The organism is Serinicoccus sp. JS2-9 (genome assembly GCF_059025165.1).
In genome coordinates, this window is sequence record NZ_CM180091.1 from 2,626,775 (window position 1) to 2,643,462 (window position 16,688).

18 protein-coding genes are annotated in these 16,688 nt (G+C 71.5%); 8 read left to right on the forward strand and 10 right to left on the reverse strand.

The genetic code is table 11. The annotated features are described in order from the left end of the window. Positions 1 to 40: 40 nt before the first annotated feature. On the forward strand, positions 41 to 802 hold the full coding sequence (locus AC5PYY_RS12765; protein ID WP_493897183.1) for an Rv1486c family protein: 762 nt from the start codon (positions 41 to 43) through the stop codon (positions 800 to 802). Positions 803 to 917: 115 nt separating this feature from the next. Further along, positions 918 to 1,112 (forward strand): hypothetical protein, encoded by a 195-nt coding sequence (locus AC5PYY_RS12770; protein WP_493897184.1) that lies wholly within the window; start codon positions 918 to 920, stop codon positions 1,110 to 1,112. Between the two features lie 51 nt (positions 1,113 to 1,163). Here the strand turns inward: AC5PYY_RS12770 and AC5PYY_RS12775 are convergent, their stop codons facing one another. Together AC5PYY_RS12775 and glgA are read right to left on the reverse strand one after the other, a co-directional pair. Then, positions 1,164 to 1,550 (reverse strand): four-helix bundle copper-binding protein, encoded by a 387-nt coding sequence (locus tag AC5PYY_RS12775; protein WP_493897185.1) that lies wholly within the window; start codon positions 1,548 to 1,550, stop codon positions 1,164 to 1,166. A gap of 49 nt (positions 1,551 to 1,599) precedes the next feature. Further along, positions 1,600 to 2,847 (reverse strand): glycogen synthase, encoded by a 1,248-nt coding sequence (glgA, locus tag AC5PYY_RS12780; RefSeq protein WP_493897186.1) that lies wholly within the window; start codon positions 2,845 to 2,847, stop codon positions 1,600 to 1,602. Positions 2,848 to 2,911: 64 nt separating this feature from the next. Here glgA and glgC point away from each other — a divergent pair, with 64 nt between their 5' ends. After that, positions 2,912 to 4,168 carry a glucose-1-phosphate adenylyltransferase gene (gene glgC / locus AC5PYY_RS12785; RefSeq protein ID WP_493897187.1) on the forward strand — a complete coding sequence of 419 codons (1,257 nt, stop codon included), beginning with the start codon at positions 2,912 to 2,914 and terminating at the stop codon, positions 4,166 to 4,168. Positions 4,169 to 4,249: 81 nt separating this feature from the next. Here glgC and fabI read toward each other — a convergent pair whose 3' ends face one another. Continuing rightward, positions 4,250 to 5,005, reverse strand: a complete 756-nt coding sequence (gene fabI / locus AC5PYY_RS12790) for an enoyl-ACP reductase FabI (RefSeq protein ID WP_493897188.1) — start codon at positions 5,003 to 5,005, stop codon at positions 4,250 to 4,252. Positions 5,006 to 5,062: 57 nt separating this feature from the next. Then, positions 5,063 to 5,797 (reverse strand): 3-oxoacyl-ACP reductase FabG, encoded by a 735-nt coding sequence (gene fabG / locus AC5PYY_RS12795; protein ID WP_493897189.1) that lies wholly within the window; start codon positions 5,795 to 5,797, stop codon positions 5,063 to 5,065. Between the two features lie 28 nt (positions 5,798 to 5,825). Between fabG and AC5PYY_RS12800 the strand changes: the two genes are divergently transcribed. Genes AC5PYY_RS12800 through AC5PYY_RS12810 form a run of 3 tightly spaced genes read left to right on the forward strand, consistent with a single transcriptional unit; the run spans position 5,826 to position 7,310 of the window. Then, positions 5,826 to 6,281, forward strand: a complete 456-nt coding sequence (locus AC5PYY_RS12800) for a DUF3099 domain-containing protein (protein ID WP_493897190.1) — start codon at positions 5,826 to 5,828, stop codon at positions 6,279 to 6,281. Continuing rightward, positions 6,278 to 6,502 carry a hypothetical protein gene (locus AC5PYY_RS12805; RefSeq protein ID WP_493897191.1) on the forward strand — a complete coding sequence of 75 codons (225 nt, stop codon included), beginning with the start codon at positions 6,278 to 6,280 and terminating at the stop codon, positions 6,500 to 6,502. The genes AC5PYY_RS12800 and AC5PYY_RS12805 overlap by 4 nt, the downstream gene beginning before the upstream one ends. Positions 6,503 to 6,512: 10 nt before the next feature. Beyond that, positions 6,513 to 7,310: an SURF1 family cytochrome oxidase biogenesis protein gene (locus AC5PYY_RS12810; protein ID WP_493897192.1), complete on the forward strand. Its 798-nt coding sequence runs from the start codon at positions 6,513 to 6,515 to the stop codon at positions 7,308 to 7,310. A 111-nt stretch (positions 7,311 to 7,421) separates the two neighbouring features. Here the strand turns inward: AC5PYY_RS12810 and AC5PYY_RS12815 are convergent, their stop codons facing one another. Further along, positions 7,422 to 9,281 carry an ABC transporter ATP-binding protein gene (locus tag AC5PYY_RS12815; protein ID WP_493897193.1) on the reverse strand — a complete coding sequence of 620 codons (1,860 nt, stop codon included), beginning with the start codon at positions 9,279 to 9,281 and terminating at the stop codon, positions 7,422 to 7,424. Between the two features lie 24 nt (positions 9,282 to 9,305). Continuing rightward, the gene (locus AC5PYY_RS12820) at positions 9,306 to 10,904 is read right to left on the reverse strand and encodes an ABC-F family ATP-binding cassette domain-containing protein (protein WP_493897194.1); all 1,599 of its coding nucleotides are present in this window, start codon (positions 10,902 to 10,904) and stop codon (positions 9,306 to 9,308) included. Between the two features lie 169 nt (positions 10,905 to 11,073). Here AC5PYY_RS12820 and ypfJ point away from each other — a divergent pair, with 169 nt between their 5' ends. Together ypfJ and AC5PYY_RS12830 are read left to right on the forward strand one after the other, a co-directional pair. Then, on the forward strand, positions 11,074 to 11,949 hold the full coding sequence (gene ypfJ, locus AC5PYY_RS12825) for a KPN_02809 family neutral zinc metallopeptidase (RefSeq protein ID WP_493897195.1): 876 nt from the start codon (positions 11,074 to 11,076) through the stop codon (positions 11,947 to 11,949). Between the two features lie 138 nt (positions 11,950 to 12,087). Then, on the forward strand, positions 12,088 to 13,464 hold the full coding sequence (locus tag AC5PYY_RS12830; protein ID WP_493899375.1) for a dicarboxylate/amino acid:cation symporter: 1,377 nt from the start codon (positions 12,088 to 12,090) through the stop codon (positions 13,462 to 13,464). Between the two features lie 229 nt (positions 13,465 to 13,693). Here AC5PYY_RS12830 and AC5PYY_RS12835 read toward each other — a convergent pair whose 3' ends face one another. The 4 genes from AC5PYY_RS12835 to AC5PYY_RS12850 form a co-directional block, all read right to left on the reverse strand. Then, on the reverse strand, positions 13,694 to 14,374 hold the full coding sequence (locus tag AC5PYY_RS12835; RefSeq protein ID WP_493897196.1) for an acVLRF1 family peptidyl-tRNA hydrolase: 681 nt from the start codon (positions 14,372 to 14,374) through the stop codon (positions 13,694 to 13,696). Positions 14,375 to 14,470: 96 nt separating this feature from the next. Then, a complete protein-coding gene (locus tag AC5PYY_RS12840; protein WP_493897197.1) occupies positions 14,471 to 14,794 on the reverse strand; it encodes a metal-sulfur cluster assembly factor in 324 nt (107 codons plus the stop codon). A gap of 58 nt (positions 14,795 to 14,852) precedes the next feature. Continuing rightward, complete coding sequence (sufU, locus tag AC5PYY_RS12845; protein WP_493897198.1) at positions 14,853 to 15,344, reverse strand: Fe-S cluster assembly sulfur transfer protein SufU; 492 nt, start codon at positions 15,342 to 15,344, stop codon at positions 14,853 to 14,855. After that, complete coding sequence (locus tag AC5PYY_RS12850) at positions 15,344 to 16,684, reverse strand: SufS family cysteine desulfurase (RefSeq protein ID WP_493897199.1); 1,341 nt, start codon at positions 16,682 to 16,684, stop codon at positions 15,344 to 15,346. The genes sufU and AC5PYY_RS12850 overlap by 1 nt, the downstream gene beginning before the upstream one ends. Between the last annotated feature and the right edge of the window lie 4 nt (positions 16,685 to 16,688).

Sequence of the window (16,688 nt, forward strand, 5' to 3'; positions counted from 1 at the left end):
GGTCCACTCTAGTCGGCGCCCACGTCCTAGCATCGCCCCCATGCGCGACCACGAGCTGCCCGCGAGCTGCCGCGTCGCCCTGTGGGCCACCACCGCCTTCGCCGGCCGGATCGACGTGGCCCAGGTGGCGGTCCGGGCTCTGCCGGACCTCGACGACTGCACGGGCCTGGAGGAGCCGCTGGCGATGTGGCAGAGCCTCGGCGAGCGGGCCGTCCTCGTGGCGCTCCCCCGCCCCGGCGACCTGGCCGGTATGCCGCGTGCCGGGGCCGAGCTGCAGGCGGCGGCGGCCGTCGCGCAGGAGTGCGTCTTCATCCCCGGGCTCGGCGGCGCGCTGGTGCCGACGGTCGAGCCGTTCGGGCCGGAGGGCGACCAGGGATGGGCGGCCCGGTGGCAGACGTATGCCGCAGAGCCTTACCCGACGCACCGGGTGGAGGCGCTGGACCTGGGTCAGGTCGAGCTCTCGCTGCGGACAGAACTGGCCGACCGGACCGAGGAGCTGCTGGCCGCGGGAGCGACTCCGTTCGGTGCCCCCACCGAGCGCGGGCTGGGGCGGGTGCGAGCGGCCCAGGACGAGGACTGGGGCCTGCCGCCGGGGATGCCGGGGCGGGCGGCGCGGCTGATCAGTCTCGCCGGAACCGTGCTGACCATGGCCGACGCCGGGCTCGACCCGGCCCTGGAGTCGGTGGACCTGGCGAGCACGAGCGCGCGTGGGCATACCCTGCGCCGGCTGCAGTCCCAGGCCGCCACCGCCCTGGCCGACGCGACCAACCTGGCGGTCCTGCACCTGGCCGGGTGGCGCTGAGGCTTGACCTTTCCCTGACCAACCCTTTGCCACGTCCAGACCATCTGCAGACCCCCTCCTGACCCACGCCGCCCTAGCGTCAGGGGGACACGTTCACATCTCGGACACCGTCTTCGTGCAGGCCGTCTGCAACACCTTCCTGAGCTCGGGGATCGCCGTCGACAGCGACTGGGGTCCCAACACCCAGCGAGAGGTCACCACGCTCAAGAACCGGCTCGGGGTCAGCGGGGACCTGCAGAGCAACCGGACCGCGGTCAACAAGCTGCTCCGGGGCATCGCCCTGCACGGCTCCCGCGACCAGGCGATCTGACGGTATGCCGCGCGATGCCGCCCAGCTGACCGGGCGGCATCGCGCGGTGAGTCAGTCGGCGACGGCGAGGAGGGCCTCGCAGGCGTCCGCGCAGGCCCGGCACGCATCGGCGCACGCCTGGCAGTGGTCGTGCTCGTGCGAGCCGCACTCCTGCGCGCACTCGCGGCAGGTGGCGATGCAGGCGCGCACGATCTCCTCCCAGCTGTCGCCGTTGGGGCCGGGGCGGGAGAGCACGTCAGCCGTCGTGCGGCAGATGGCGGCGCACTGGGTGCAGAGGTCGATGCAGCGGACCATGTCGGTCACGTGCTCGCCACGCAGGCACGCGTCGGCGCAGGTGCCACAGGTGCTCGCGCAGGAGGCCGCCGCGTCGATGGCGGCCCGGAGCTCGGCCTGGTCGAAGGAGTCGCGGGAGGGGTGCATGGAGAGGATGTCGCTCATGCACCGACGGTAGGGCGCGGCCGCGGAGGCAGCGACCCGGAACGACGCGTCAGCCGACCTCGGGGAGGTCCGGCATACGACCCTCCAGCACGGCGCGGTAGACCTCGACCGTGCGCTCGGCGACGGTGGTCCAGCTGAACTGCTCGACCGCGCGGGCCCGACCGGCCTCTCCCCGACGGGAGGCCTCCTCACCGTCCGAGCAGGCCTCGACGAGCGCGCGACCCAGGTCGGCGACGAAGCTCTCCTCGTCCCGGGGAGTGCCGGTGCCGTCGTCGTGCTGGTCGATGGGGACGAGCCATCCGGTCTCCCCGTCGACCACCACCTCGGGGATGCCTCCGGTGGCGGTCGCGACGACGGCGGCGCCGCACGCCATGGCCTCGAGGTTGACGATGCCGAGCGGCTCGTAGACCGAGGGGCAGACGAAGACGGTGGCGTGCGACAGGACGGCGATGACCTTGTCTCGCGGCAGCATGTCGTCGATCCAGACCACCGGTGCGGCACCCTCGCCGCGGTCGTCCCGGAGCTGGTCGACGAGCCCGATGACCTCGGTCTTGATCTCCTCGGTGTCCGGTGCTCCGGCGAGCAGCACCACCTGGACGTCGTCGTCGAGGGCGCGCAAGGCCTTGAGGAGGTAGGGCAGCCCCTTCTGCCGGGTGATGCGACCGAGGAAGACCACGGTGCGGGCGTGCGGGTCGATGCCCTGGGAGCGCACGAACTCGGCGGCGCCCTCCGAGGTGTCGCGTTGCCACAGGTCGGCGTCGATGCCGTTGTGCACGACGTGCACCCTGTCGGGGTCGACCGAGGGATAGGCCTTGAGGATGTCCCGGCGCATGCCCGCGGACACCGCGATGATGCCGGCGGCACTCTCGTAGGACACCTTCTCCGCCATCGAGGAGACGCCGTAGCCGCCGCCGAGCTGCTCGGCCTTCCACGGTCGTAGCGGCTCGAGACTGTGGGCGCTCACCACGTGCGGGATCTCGGCCAAGAGGCCGCCCAGGTGCCCGCCCATGTTGGCGTACCAGGTGTGGCTGTGCACGAGGTCGGCTCCGCCGGTGGCGACGTCGCGCGCCATGAGCAGATCGACGCCGAGCGTGCGCAACGCACCGTTGGCGTCGGTGAGGTTTTGCGGCACGGCATACCCGGTGGTGTCGGGCTCGTCCTCTGGCTCGTCGAAGGCTCTGACCTGCACCTGCGTCCCCTCCAGGGAGCGCAGGGCCCGGGTCAGCTCGGCGACGTGGACGCCGGCTCCCCCGTAGACGTTGGGCGGGTACTCGCGGGTGAGGATGTCGATGCGCACCCCTCCAACCTAGCCGTCAGACCCTCCCCTCGCCACGCGTTGACGTAGCGTCTAGGTTGGTGCCATGGCAGCGCAACGAGGCACTCGACTGAAGGTCCTGGCGATCGTGCTGGCGGGGGGCGAGGGGAAGCGGCTCATGCCGCTCACCGCGGATCGCGCCAAGCCGGCCGTCCCCTTCGGCGGCATCTACCGGCTCATCGACTTCGCCCTCTCCAACATCGTCAACTCCGGCTATCTCAAGATCGTGGTGCTGACGCAGTACAAGTCGCACAGTCTGGATGCCCACATCACCAAGACGTGGCGGATGTCTACCCTCCTGGGCAACTACGTCGCACCGGTCCCGGCCCAGCAGCGGCTCGGCAAGAGCTGGTTCGCCGGGTCGGCCGACGCGATCTACCAGAGCCTCAACCTCGTCCACGACGAACGCCCCGACATCGTCGTCGTGGTCGGTGCCGACCACGTCTACCGCATGGACTTCGCCCAGATGGTGCAGCAGCACGTCGACACCGGCGCCTCGTGCACGGTGGCGGCGATCCGCCAGCCGATCAGTCTGGCCGACCAGTTCGGCGTCATCGACGTCGACCAGGAGGACCCACGGCGCATCCACGAGTTCCTCGAGAAGCCCCAGGACCCGCGGGGTCTCCCGGACGCCCCGGACGAGGTGCTCGCGTCGATGGGCAACTACGTCTTCACCGCGGACGCATTGGAGGCCGCGGTGCGCGCCGACGCCCTCAACGAGGGTTCCAAGCACGACATGGGGGGCGACATCGTCCCGGCGTTCGTCGAGAAGGGCGATGCCTGGGTCTACGACTTCAAGGACAACGAGATCGCCGGGGCCACCGACCGGGACCGCGGCTACTGGCGCGACGTGGGGACCCTCGACTCCTACTACGAGTCCCAGATGGATCTCATCTCCGTGCACCCGGTCTTCAACCTCTACAACGAGGCCTGGCCGATCTACACCACCCACGGTCCCCATCCGCCCGCGAAGTTCGTCCACGGGTCAGGTGACCGCGTCGGGCACGCCGTCAACTCGGCGGTCTCCCCCGGCTGCGTCATCTCCGGCGCGACGGTCAGCGACTCGGTCCTGTCCCCCGGCGTCACGGTGCACAGCTTCAGCCACGTGACGGGGTCGGTGCTCATGGACCGCGTGGAGATCGGGCGGTCCTGCCAGATCCACCGCACCATCATCGACAAGGGTGTGTTCGTCCCGCCCGGCGTCCACATCGGCGTGGACCACGACCACGACCGGGCGCGAGGCTTCGCTGTCACCGACTCCGGCATCGTCGTCGTCGGCAAGGGCACGGTCATCACCGGCTGATCCGGCTCGCGGCAGCAGACGGCAGCGCGGGCGGCTGGTGCCGCCCGCGCTGCCGTCGTCCGGGTGGGTGAGGTCCGGCGCTCAGAAGCCGGTGGCGTGGAAGCCGCCGTCCACGTGGACGATCTCGCCCGTCGTGGCGGGGAACCAGTCGGAGAGCAGCGCGACGCACGCCTGGGCCGCGGGCACCGGGTCCTTGACGTCCCAGCCGAGGGGCGAGTGCTCGCTCCACCTCGCGAACTGGTCGAATTCCGGGATCGACTTCGCGGCCGTCGTCGAGATCGGTCCGGCGGAGACGAGGTTGCAACGGATCCCCTTCGGCCCGAGATCGCGCGCGAGATAGCGGCTGGTGGCCTCGAAGGCGGCCTTGGAGACCCCCATCCAGTCGTAGACCGGCCAGGCGTACTGCGCGTCGAAGGTGAGTCCCACGACGCTGCCGCCTTCCCGCATCCGGGGCAACGCGGCCACGGCGAGTGCCTTGAGCGAGTAGGCGCTGACCTGCATGGCGGTCGCGACGTCCTCCCACTGGGCACCGAGGAAGTCGAAGGCTCCCTGCGGGGCGAAACCGATGGAGTGCAGGACGCCGTCGATGTGGTCCAGGTGCTCGCCGACCCGGTCGGCCAGGCTGTCGAGGTGCTCGGTGTCCTGGACGTCGAGCTCGAGGACCGGTGCCTCCCGCGGCAACCGGCGCGCGATCGCCTGGGTGATCCGCATGGTGCGCCCGAACGACGTCAGCACGACCTCCGCGCCCTGCTCCTGGGCCAGTCGGGCCACGTGGAAGGCGATGGAGGTGTCCATGAGGACACCGGTGATCAGGAGCTTCTTTCCCTCGAGCAGCATGAGCGGAACTCTAGTGCGTCGCTCGCGGCCCCCGGCCCCTGCTCCCGCACGTGTCGCTCAGTGCCCCATCCCGAGCCCACCGTCGACCGGGATGACCGCCCCGCTGATGTATGCCGCGTCCGGCCCGGCGAGGAAGCGAACCACCCCGGCCACCTCCTCCGGCGCCGCGAAGCGCCCCGACGGGATCCCGGCCAGGTAGCTCTTGCGCCGGTCCTCCGGCAGCTGCTCGGTCATCTCGGTCTCGATGAAGCCCGGGGCTACGACGTTGGCGGTAATCCCGCGTCCGCCCAGCTCACGGGTGATGGAGCGGGCCAGGCCGACCAGCGCGGACTTGGAGGCGGCGTAGTTGGCCTGCCCCGGCGAGCCGTAGAGTCCCACGACCGAGGAGATGAGGATGATGCGGCCGGCCCGCGCCCGGATCATGCCCTTGGAGGCGCGTCGCGCGCAGCGGAAGGCACCCGCCAGGTTGGTGTCGACGACGTCGTCGAAGTCCTCGTCGCTCATCCGCATGAGGAGGGTGTCCCTGGTGATGCCGGCGTTGGCGACGAGCACGTCGACGGGGCGGCCCAGGATCTGCTCGGCCTCGGTGAAGGCGGCGTCGACCGAGGCGGAGTCGGTCACGTCGCAGCGGACGCCGCGCAGCCCCTCGGGCGGCTCGCCGCTGCGGTGGGTGATGACGACATCGTCGCCCGCCTCGGCGAAGGCGCGGGCGATCGCGAGCCCGATCCCCCGGTTTCCCCCGGTGACCAGAACGGCTGACGGTGAGCGGTGGGTGCTGGTGGGATTCGTCACCCGGACACCGTAGCCGTATCGTGGAAGGGTGCCCACCACCTCCTCCCCCCACGGCAAGACGCGACGCCCCGCGCAGGCTGTGACGAGTGCGCGACGCTCCGTGGAGCAGGACAGGTCACGCCGGATGCGGCAGTACCTCATCGCGATGGTCATCCGCACGGTCGCCTTCCCGGTGGCGGTGTGGGCGTTCATGACCGAGCGGTATGCCATCGCCTGGGTGGCGGCCTTCCTCGCGATCGTCATCCCGAGCTTCGCGGTGATGATCGCCAACGCGGTCGACCAGCGGCAGGCTCCTCGCACCGACCGGCCGCAGTCGCCGACGCGCCGGCTCGGCCCGGCTCCGCAGCGTCCGGCCGAGGAGTCGGCTGACGCCGCCCAGGTGCTCCGCGGTGAGGTCGTCGGCGGTGTGGTCGTGGGTGGAACGGTGGCGGCCGAGGGTCGGGCCACGTCCCCCGACGAGTCCGCCGGTGCCTCGCGGTCGTGACCGGCCCCGCCACCCCCGAGCTCGTCTGCAGCGCCAAGGCCTGCCGGCACACGGCCGTGCACGCGGTCGTCTGGCGCAACCCGGCACTGCATACCTCCGATCGACGCAAGGTGTGGCTCGCCTGCGAGGACCACGTCGACCACCTGCGTGACTTCGTGCAGCTGCGCGGCTTCCTGCTCGAGGTGATCGGCGTCGAGGCGCTCACCGAGGCGGACGGCTGACGTGTGGCGGGTGCTGCGTCGGCCCCGGTGGGTGGGCTACCTCGCCCTCGCCGTGGTCTTCGGGGTGATCACGAGCCTCCTGGGCCTGTGGCAGTGGACCCGGCACGAGGAGCGGCTGGAGCGACGAGCCCTGGTCGAGGCGAACTACGGGGGTGAGGCCGTCCCGCTCGACGACGTCGTGCCGGATGGAGCGCCGCTCGACCCTGCGGATCGGTGGACCCGCGTCAGCGCCAACGGACGGTATGCCGCGGCCGATCAGCACCTCGTGCGCAACCGTCCGCACGAGGGTGTCTACGGGTACGAGGTCCTGGTGCCGCTGCTGCTGGACGACGGGACCGCGGTCGCGGTGGACCGCGGCTGGGTCCGCAACGCGGCGACGGCGCAGGCGCTGCCCGAGGTGCCCGCCGCCCCCGAGGGACCGGTGCGGGTGACGGGGTGGCTGCGACCCTCCGAGCCCGATCTGGACCGGGAGCCGGTCGAGGGGCAGCTCGCCTCGATCGATCTGGCAGGGCTGGAGGAGGAGACCGGCCTGTCCTTGCGCGGCGGCTATGTCGTCCTGGAGGCCGAGTCGCCGGCGCCTGCTGCGCGACCGGAGCCGTTGGAGCCGCCCGACACCGGCCTCGGCTCGCACCTGGCCTACGCCCTGCAGTGGTGGCTCACCGTCCCCGTCGGCCTCGTCCTCGTGCTCGTCATGGCTCGCCGCGAGGCCCAGGACGAGACCAGGGCTGTGGGGCGGACGTCGCCGGACGACACAGCAGCAGATCGACGCCCTCGGAAGGTTCGTATCTGGGACGAGGAAGACGCCTGACAGCCGCACCGGACGCGCGTTGGTCACGCACCGGACGCGCGTTAGTCACGAACTGGCGTCACCAACGCGCGTCCGGTGCGTGACTCACGCGCGTCCGGTGCGGGGGTTGGGTCAGTCGCGGAACTGGGTGCGGTAGAGCGCGGCGTAGAGGCCGCCCTCGGCGAGCAGCTGCTCGTGGGTGCCTTGCTGGACGATCTCGCCGTGCTCCAGCACCAAGATGAGATCGGCGTCCCTCACCGTCGAGAGCCGGTGCGCGATGACGAGGGAGGTCCGGCCCTGCAGCGCCTCGTCCAGGGCACGCTGCACCGCGGCCTCCGACTCGCTGTCCAGGTGCGCGGTCGCCTCGTCGAGCACCACCACCGCCGGTGACTTGAGCAGCAGCCGCGCGATCGCCAGCCGTTGCTTCTCGCCTCCGGAGAGCCGGTGCCCCCGGTCACCGACCACCGTGTCGAGGCCATCGGGCAGCCGCCGCACCAGGTGCGCGATCTGCGCCCCCTCGAGGGACCGCCAGATCTCGACTTCCGTCGCCTCCGGCCGGGCGTAGAGCAGGTTGGTGCGCACGGTGTCGTTGAACATGTGCGCCTCCTGCGTCACGACCCCCACCGTGTCGCGCAGCGAGTCGAAGGTCGCCTCCCGCAGATCGACTCCCCCGATCCGCACCGCTCCTGCCGTCGGGTCGTAGAGCCGCGTCACCAGCGTCGTCAGCGTCGTCTTGCCGGCGCCCGAGGGCCCGACCAGCGCGACCATCGACCCGGCCGCGACGTCGGCGCTGACGTCCCGCAGCACCTCATGCCCGTCCAGAGTCTCGGCCTCCGGACGCTGCTCCAGGGACGCGATCGACACCTCGTCGGCGGCGGGGTAGGCGAAGCGCACCCGGTCCAGCTCGATCCCCACGGGGCCGACCGGGATCGGACGTGCCTGCTCGGACTCGCGCACCAGCGGTCTCAGATCGAGCACCTCGAAGATCCGCTCGAAGCTCACGAGGGCGGTCATGATGTCGACGCGCACGTTCGACAAAGCCGTCAGCGGGGCATACAGGCGGGACAGCAGGGCGGCCATGGCGACCAGCGTCCCGAGGGTCAGCTCGCCGGCCACCACCATGACCCCACCCAGCCCGTAGACCAGCGCCGTCGCCAGCGCCGCCACCAGGCCCAGTCCGGCCATGAAGAAGACGCGGTTCACGGAGATCGACACGCCGGCGTCGCGCACGTCGGCCGCGCGCTCGGCATACTCCTCGTCCTCGGTCGCCGGACGCCCGAACAACCGCACGAGCAGGGCCCCGCCCACGTTGAAGCGCTCGGTCATGCGAGCCTGCATGTCGGCGTTGAGCCCCATCTGGGTGCGGGTCAGCGCGGACAGCCGGGCGCCCATGAAACGGGCGGGCACGATGAACAGCGGCACGAGCAGCAGCGCCAGCACGGTGATCTGCCAACTCATCGACAGCAGCGCCGCGAGGATGAGCACCATCTGGACCAGGCTGCTCACCAGACCGGAGAGGATCGAGGTGAAGGCGGTCTGCGCGCCGATGACGTCGTTGTTGAGCCGTGAGACCAGCGCCCCGGTCTGGGCCCGCGTGAAGAAGGCGATCGGCTGGCGGAGCACGTGGGCGAAGACCTCACGTCGCAGGTTGTAGATCAGCCCCTCACCGATCTGCGACCCGAACCAGCGCGTCACGACGGTGACGACCGCCTCCAGCACGGCCAGCCCGGCGACGACGATCCCGAGCCGAATCACCAGATCCCGGTCCCCCGGGGTGACCCCGTCGTCGATGATCCGCTGCAGCAGCAGCGGCACCGCGGTCACCAGCGCACCGGCCAGGACGGTCAGGGCGAGGTATGCCGCGATCCGGCCGACGAACGGCCGCCCGTAGGACGCCACGCGCCGGGCGGTCTCGCGTCCGATGTGGTGGTCGCGGACGCTCTGGTCCTTGGCGAAGCTGCGGAAGGCGCCTCCGCGCATCCCCATCGTCATCCGATCACCTCCGTCCGTCGCGGGTCAGGCGAGGGCGATGAGCTCCTCGTAGTCCCGGCCCCACAGGTCCTCGACACCGTCGGGCAGCAGCAGCACGCGCTCGGGCTCGAGCGCCTGCACGGCACCTTCGTCGTGGCTCACCAGGACGACCGCGCCCTCGTACGAACGCAGCGCGGCCAGCACCTCTTCCCGCGAGGCCGGATCGAGGTTGTTGGTCGGCTCGTCGAGCAGCAGGACGTTGGCCGCGGACACGACGAGGATCGCCAGCGCCAGCCGGGTCTTCTCCCCGCCGGACAGCACCCCAGCGGGCTTGTCGACGTCGTCACCGGTGAAGAGGAAAGAGCCGAGCACCTTGCGCGTCTCAGTCTCGTCCAGGTCGGGCGCGGCGGACTTCATGTTCTCCAGCACGGTGCGGTCGACGTCGAGGGTCTCGTGCTCCTGGGCGTAGTAGCCGAGCTTGAGCCCGTGACCGGGCACGACCCCACCGGTGTCCGGCGTGTCGATCCCGGCCAGCAGCCGCAGCAGCGTGGTCTTGCCGGCGCCGTTGAGCCCGAGCACCACGACCTTGGAGCCTCGGTCGATCGCCAGGTCGACGTCGGTGAAGATCTCCAGGCTGCCGTAGGAGCGGGACAGCCCCCCGGCGGTCAGCGGAGTCTTCCCGCACGCGGCCGGCGTCGGGAAGCGCAGCTTGGCGACCCGGTCGGACTGCCGCTCACCCTCCAGCCCGGCCATCATCTTCTCGGCCCGGCGCGCCATGTTCTGCGCCGCGACCGCCTTGGTGGCCTTGGCCCGCATCTTGTCGGCCTGGGCCAGCAGTGCCGCGGCCTTCTTCTCGGTGTTGGCGCGCTCCCGGTGCCGCCGCCGCTCGTCCGCCTCCCGCTGGGCCAGGTAGGTCTTCCACCCCATGTTGTAGACGTCCATCACCTGTCGGTTGGCGTCCAGGTAGAACACCTTGTTGACGACCGTCTCGATGAGGTCGACGTCGTGCGAGATGACCATGAGTCCGCCGGTGTGCGCCTTGAGGTGCTCGCGCAGCCAGACGATGGAGTCGGCGTCGAGGTGGTTGGTCGGCTCGTCCAGCAGCAGCGTGTCGGCGCCGGAGAAGAGGATCCGGGCGAGCTCGATCCGCCGCCGCTGACCACCCGAGAGGGTGCGCAGCGGCTGGGTGAGCACCCGGTCCGGCAGGCCCAGACTGCTGGCGATCGACGCGGCCTCGGACTCGGCGGCATACCCGCCCTTGCTGGTGAACTCCGCCTCCAGCCGCGCATACCGCGTCATCGCCTTGTCGCGCGCCTCGCCCTCCCCGAGCGCCATGGTCTCCTCGGCGGCACGCATGCCGCGCACCACCTGATCCAGGCCGCGCGCCGAGAGGATGCGGTCGCGGCCGAGCACGTCGAGGTCACCGGTCCGCGGGTCCTGCGGCAGGTAGCCGATGTCACCGCGGCGGGTGATCGTGCCCGCGACGGGCTGGCCGTCCCCGGACAGGATCTTCGTCAAGGTGGTCTTGCCCGCCCCGTTGCGCCCCACGAGGCCGACCCGGTCCCCCGCGCCGACGCGGAACGTGACGTCCTCCATGAGCAGCCGGGACCCGACGCGGATCTCGACTCCGGACGCGCTGATCACGAGGCTTCCTCCTGCACGGGTGGCGGGCAGCCTGGACCTGGCTGCGCGGGGTGGGTATGCGGCGCGCCCGGCACAGCGGCTACGGCTGCGTTCACGGGGGCCGGGTCGCTAGTCTACGCGCTAGGCCTTGGTCGTCCGACCAGTGCCGCAGCACCGAAAGGCAGCACGGATGACCTTCAGGGAGAACGCCAACATCGGCTCCGGCCGGGCGAGCCGTGGCGGCGGTGGCGGAGGGATGGCCGTCGGCGGTGGCCTGGGCGCCCTGCTGCTCGCGCTGGTCGTCATGCTCTTCGGTGGTGACCCGGGTCAGATCTTGGGCGGCGGCGAGACGCAGCAGCAGCCGCAGTCGGAGAACGTCGACCTCGCGGAGTGCCAGACCGGCGCCGACGCGAACGCCGACGTCGACTGCCGGATGAAGGCGACGATGGTCTCGCTCGAGGACTACTGGACTCAGGTCCTGCCCGACGCCGACCCGACCAACGCCATCCTCTTCAGCGGGCAGGTGCAGACCCAGTGCGGGGCCGCCACCAGCGCCGTGGGGCCGTTCTACTGCCCCCTCGACCGGCGGATCTACCTCGACACGACCTTCTTCAACCAGCTGGAGGGCCAGCTCGGCGCGGACGGCGGCAACTTCAGCCAGATGTACGTCCTCGCGCACGAGTACGGCCACCACATCCAGAACTACACCGGCGCGCTGCAGTACTCCCAGCAGGATCCGCGCGGTCCCGAGTCAGGTGCCGTCCGGGTCGAGCTGCAGGCGGACTGCTTCGCCGGTGCCTGGACGGGCAACGCCACCCAGACCGAGGACTCCGAGGGCAACGTCCTGCTCGAGCCCCTCACCCGCGAGGACATCGAGTCCGCGCTCTCGGCGGCTGCTGCCGTCGGCGACGACTCGATCCAGGAGCGGATGCAGGGGCAGGTCTCACCGCATACCTGGACCCACGGCTCGTCCGAGCAGCGGATGGGCTGGTTCATGCGCGGCTACGAGTCCCGGGACGCCAACCAGTGCGACACGCTCAACGCCGCGAGCGTCGACGACCACTGAGCGGCGGCCAGCTGTGGCGTGAGCGAGGTCACAGCACGATCGCAGGAATAGCTCTCCCATAACCGCTCGTTGGGATGGGCGGTGCCGCAGCGCAGGTATGCGCGTGAGCGACGCGGCGCCGGTCCGCCTGCGGCCACGATGGCCGACTCGCCCCCCAACGGAAGGTCCCACCTCGTGCTGTCCAGACTGCGCCGGGTCTCCTTCGGCACCCAGGTCCTCATCGGCCTGGTGCTCGGAGTCCTCCTCGGCCTCGTCGCCCGCTCGACCGGCGCCAGCGCCGACAACCCCACCTGGCTGTCGGAGACGCTGGCGATCATCGGTTCCTCCTTCGTCAGCCTGCTGCGCACCATCGTCCCGCCGCTGGTGTTCCTCGCCATCGTCTCCTCGATCGCCAACCTGCGTGAGGTGACCAACGCCGCCCGGCTGGCCTGGCAGACCCTCCTGTGGTTCGCCATCACGGCCCTGGTCTCCGTCTCCATCGGTATGACGGTCGGCTGGCTGGTCGACCCGGCTCGCGGCGCCGGGGTCACCGAGGCCGATGCCGCTGCGCCATCCAGCACGGGCGGGTGGCTCGACTTCCTCACCGGCCTCATCCCCGCGAACGCGCTCGGCATCTACGCCCGGGAGGGCGACCAGGGCGTGAGCCTCAACTTCAACGTCCTGCAGATCCTCGTCCTCGCCATCGCCGTGGGCATCGCCGTGGTCAAGGTGGGCAAGGACGCCGACCCCTTCCTGGCGTTCACCCGCTCGGCCCTCAGCGTGGTCCAGAAGGTCCTGTGGTGGGTCATCCTGCTCGCGCCGATCGCCACCGTCGGCCTGCTGGGCAACGCCATCGTGTCCTACGGCTGGGAGACCATCGGCTCGCTGGGCCGGTTCACCCTCGCGATCTACGTGGGCCTGCTGCTCGTCGTCGGGGTGCTCTACCCCGTCCTGCTGCGGGTGCACGGTCTGTCGGTGAAGCAGTTCTTCACCGGTGCCTGGCCCGCGATGCAACTCGCCTTCGTCTCCCGCTCCTCGATCGGCACGCTGCCGGTCACCCAGGCCGTCACCGAGCGCAACCTCGGGGTGCCCCGGGCCTACTCCTCCTTCGCGGTGCCGCTCGGCGCCACGACCAAGATGGACGGGTGCGCCGCGGTCTATCCGGCCATCGCCGCGATCTTCGTGGCGGAGTTCTTCGGTATGCAGCTCGGCGTCACCGACTACCTGCTCATCGCGATGGTCTCGGTGCTCGGCTCGGCCGCCACCGCCGGAGTCACCGGCGCCACGGTCATGCTCACGCTGACGCTGTCGACCCTCGGCCTGCCCCTGGAGGGCGTGGGTCTGCTGCTGGCCGTCGACCCGATCCTCGACATGGGCCGCACCGCGACCAACGTCACCGGCCAGGCGCTGGTGCCGACGATCGTGGCCAAGCGCGAGGGCATCCTCGACCAGGAGACCTACGACGCTCCGCGCACCGGTCAGCCCTGGGCGCGTGACGACGCGGACGCGCAGGTCCCGGCGGGCGCCTCGGCCTGACCGACCCGCTCGGCCCGAGGCCGGCCCGGCATCACGCCGGGCCGGCCTTCCGCCCGTCGGCCGAACCGGACGTCGCGCATGGTTGCTCCAACCCTCACCGAACGTCGCCTCTGGTTGCTCGCGCCGAGCGGCCCCCACCATTCGCGACGCTCGGTCGGGTGGAGGGCTACTATTCGCGACGCTCGGTCGGGTGTGAGGCAACCATTCGCGACGCTCGGTGGGATGAGGGTCAGGCGTTGTGCACCGTGACGCGGACGGCGCGGCCGCGGCGGATGGCCTCGTCCAGGACAGCGCGTCGCGGGTCGGGAAGGTCCCAGAGCTCGCGTACGGGTAGCTCACTCATCCACGCCCATGGCTCTCGCGCCACCCCGGTGAGCACGTCGGCAGCCAGGGTGCGGTCGCCGCCGAGCACCAGTCCGCCGAGCACCAGTCCGCCGACCGTCACCCCGCCCTGCCCAGGTATGACGTCGCTCGCCTCGAGCAGGCGCCGCGCGTGGCCGACGACGGCCTCGACGAGGGCGTCGGCCTGGTGTCCGCGTCGCCGGGCGTAACGTTGCTGGCTCCACCCGCCGGCCGCCGTCCGGGACTGGACGTGCCGGGTCCCGACCTTGTGCGCGAAGAGTTCTCCGTCGTCAGAGACGAGCGCCACGGCATACCCAGCGCGGCGGACCAGCAGGACGAGCAACGGCGGCGGGACGGCCCACTCCCCCAGTGACACCCCCTCGACGGCGTCACGCCACCCGGTCAGCCGCCCCCACGAGCCGTCCTCGGCGCGCAGCTGCCAGGGGACCGTCGCACTCGGTTCCCCTCGACCGACCGATGCGGTGACCTCTCCGTGCGAGGCCCCGAAGCGCTCCACCCACCCGGCGAGTCGCTCCGGAGGGACCTCCACCTCACGGGTGCTCGTCACCGCTGCTCCGTCCGTCCAGGGTCGTCGCCCGCGGCCGCGTCACCCGCAGCCGCCGGCCCGGTCGGGAGCGGCTGGGCACGCGCTCGCGCGATCGGATCAGACGTTGAAGCCGAGCGCCCGCAGCTGCTCGCGACCGTCCTCGGTGATCTTGTCCGGGCCCCACGGGGGCATCCAGACCCAGTTGATCCGGTGCGAGGTCACGAGCCCCTCGAGGCTCTGCGCGACCTGGTCCTCGATGACGTCGGTGAGCGGGCATGCCGCCGACGTCAGCGTCATGTCGATGACGGCGTGGCTCGCGGCGTCGACGGTCACGCCGTAGACGAGACCCAGGTCGACGACGTTGATCCCGAGCTCGGGGTCCACGACGTCGCGCAGCGCCTCCTCAAGGTCGGCGACGTTGGGCGGGGTGGTGGTGGTCATGCTTCCTCCCGAAGAGGTCGGTGTGGTCGGTGGTCAGGGGCCGAGCAGCGGACGCCCCTCACGGAGCGGCACCGCCGGGGTGGCTGGCGCCGGAGATGTCGACCCCGGCGCGGGCCAGGGCGTCGAGATAGGCCGTCCACGGCAGCAGCGCGCACTTCACCCGGGCGGGATAGCGCGCGACGCCGGCGAAGGCGACGCCGTCGCCGATCTGCTCGGGGTCGCCCGGGTCCTGCCCCTTGCTGGTGAGCATGGCGTGCAGGTGACGGTAGGTCTCCAGCGTGTCGGCCACCGGCTCGCCGATGGCCTCCTGCGCCAGCATCGAGGCCGACGCCACGGAGATCGAGCACCCGAGCGCGTCGTAGGACAGATCGGACAGGACCGGTGTGCCGTCGGTCGCGCCACCGGTCACCGTGCCGAGGTGCACCCGCAGGCTGATCTCGTCGCCGCAGGTCGGGTTGACGTGGTTGACCTCGACGTCGTAGGGCTCGCGCAGCCCGGCGTGCTGGGGCCGCTTGGCATGGTCGAGGATGAGCTCGCCGTACAGGTCCATCAGGCGCTCTCCCCCATCCCGAAGATCCCGGGCACGCGGTCCAGCGCGGCCGCGAAGGCGTCGATCTCCTCCAGCGTCGTGTAGACGCCGAAGCTCGCCCGGGTCGAGGCCGGCACCCGCAACCGCCGGTGCAGCGGCCAGGCGCAGTGGTGGCCGGTGCGGACCGCGACCCCGGAGTCGTCGAGCACCTGACCGACGTCGTGCGGGTGCACCCCGTCGACGACGAAGGCCACGGCGCCGATGCGCCGCGCCGGGTCCTCGGGCCCGAGCACCCGGGCCCAGGGGCGCTCCCCCAGCACCTCGAGGGTATGCCGCATCAGCTGCTGGTCGTGCGCGTGCACCCGGTCCATCCCCACCTCGCTGAGGTAGTCGAGTCCGGCGGCCAGGCCGACGGCCTGGGCAGCCATGGGCACGCCGGCCTCGAACTTCGTCGGCGGCGGCGCCCAGGTGGACCCCTCCATCCGGACCACCTCGATCATCGAGCCGCCGGTGAGGAAGGGCGGCATCGCCTCGAGCAACCCGCGCCGGGCCCAGAGCACCCCGACCCCGCTCGGCCCGAGGGTCTTGTGGCCGGTGAAGACCAGCGCATCCACCCCGGAGTCCGGCGCCGTCAGCGCGGTGATGTCCAGGTGCGGCGCCGACTGGCAGGCGTCGACCACGACGAGCGCACCCGCGGCGCGCGCGGCGGCGAGCACGGGCGAGTCCGGCCCGAGGTCGTTGAGCGTGCCCAGCACGTTCGACACGTGCGTCAAGGCCACGACCTTCGTCCGCGCGCCGATCACCTCGGGGAGTGCCGTCGTGTCGAGCTCGCCGTCGTCGGTCACGCCGATCCAGCGCAACGTGGCGCCGGTCCGGCGGCACAGCTCCTGCCACGGCACGAGGTTGGCGTGGTGCTCCATCTCGGTCACCACGACCTCGTCGCCCGGCCCGAGCCGGAGCCGGTCGGCCCACTGCGCAGAGGCGCCGTCGAGCGCGCCGGGCGCCGCCGCGTTGGAGAAGGCGTAGGCCAGCAGGTTGAGCCCCTCGGTGCCGTTCTTGGTGAAGACGACCTCGCCGGGGTCGGCCCCGAGGAAGCGCGCCACCGTGGCCCGCGCGCCCTCGAAGGCGTCCGTCGCCTCCTCGGCCAGCTGGTGCGCGCCGCGGTGGACCGCGGCGTTGTGCCGCTCGTAGAACTCCCGCTCCGCGTCGAGCACCACCCGCGGCTTCTGCGAGGTGGCGCCGCTGTCGAGGTAGACGAGCGGCCGATCACCGCGGACACGGCGCGCGAGCAGGGGGAAGTCGGCCCGCACCCGGGCGACCTCCACCTCACTCAACGGCTGCGCCGCGGCGATCGTCGTCATACCG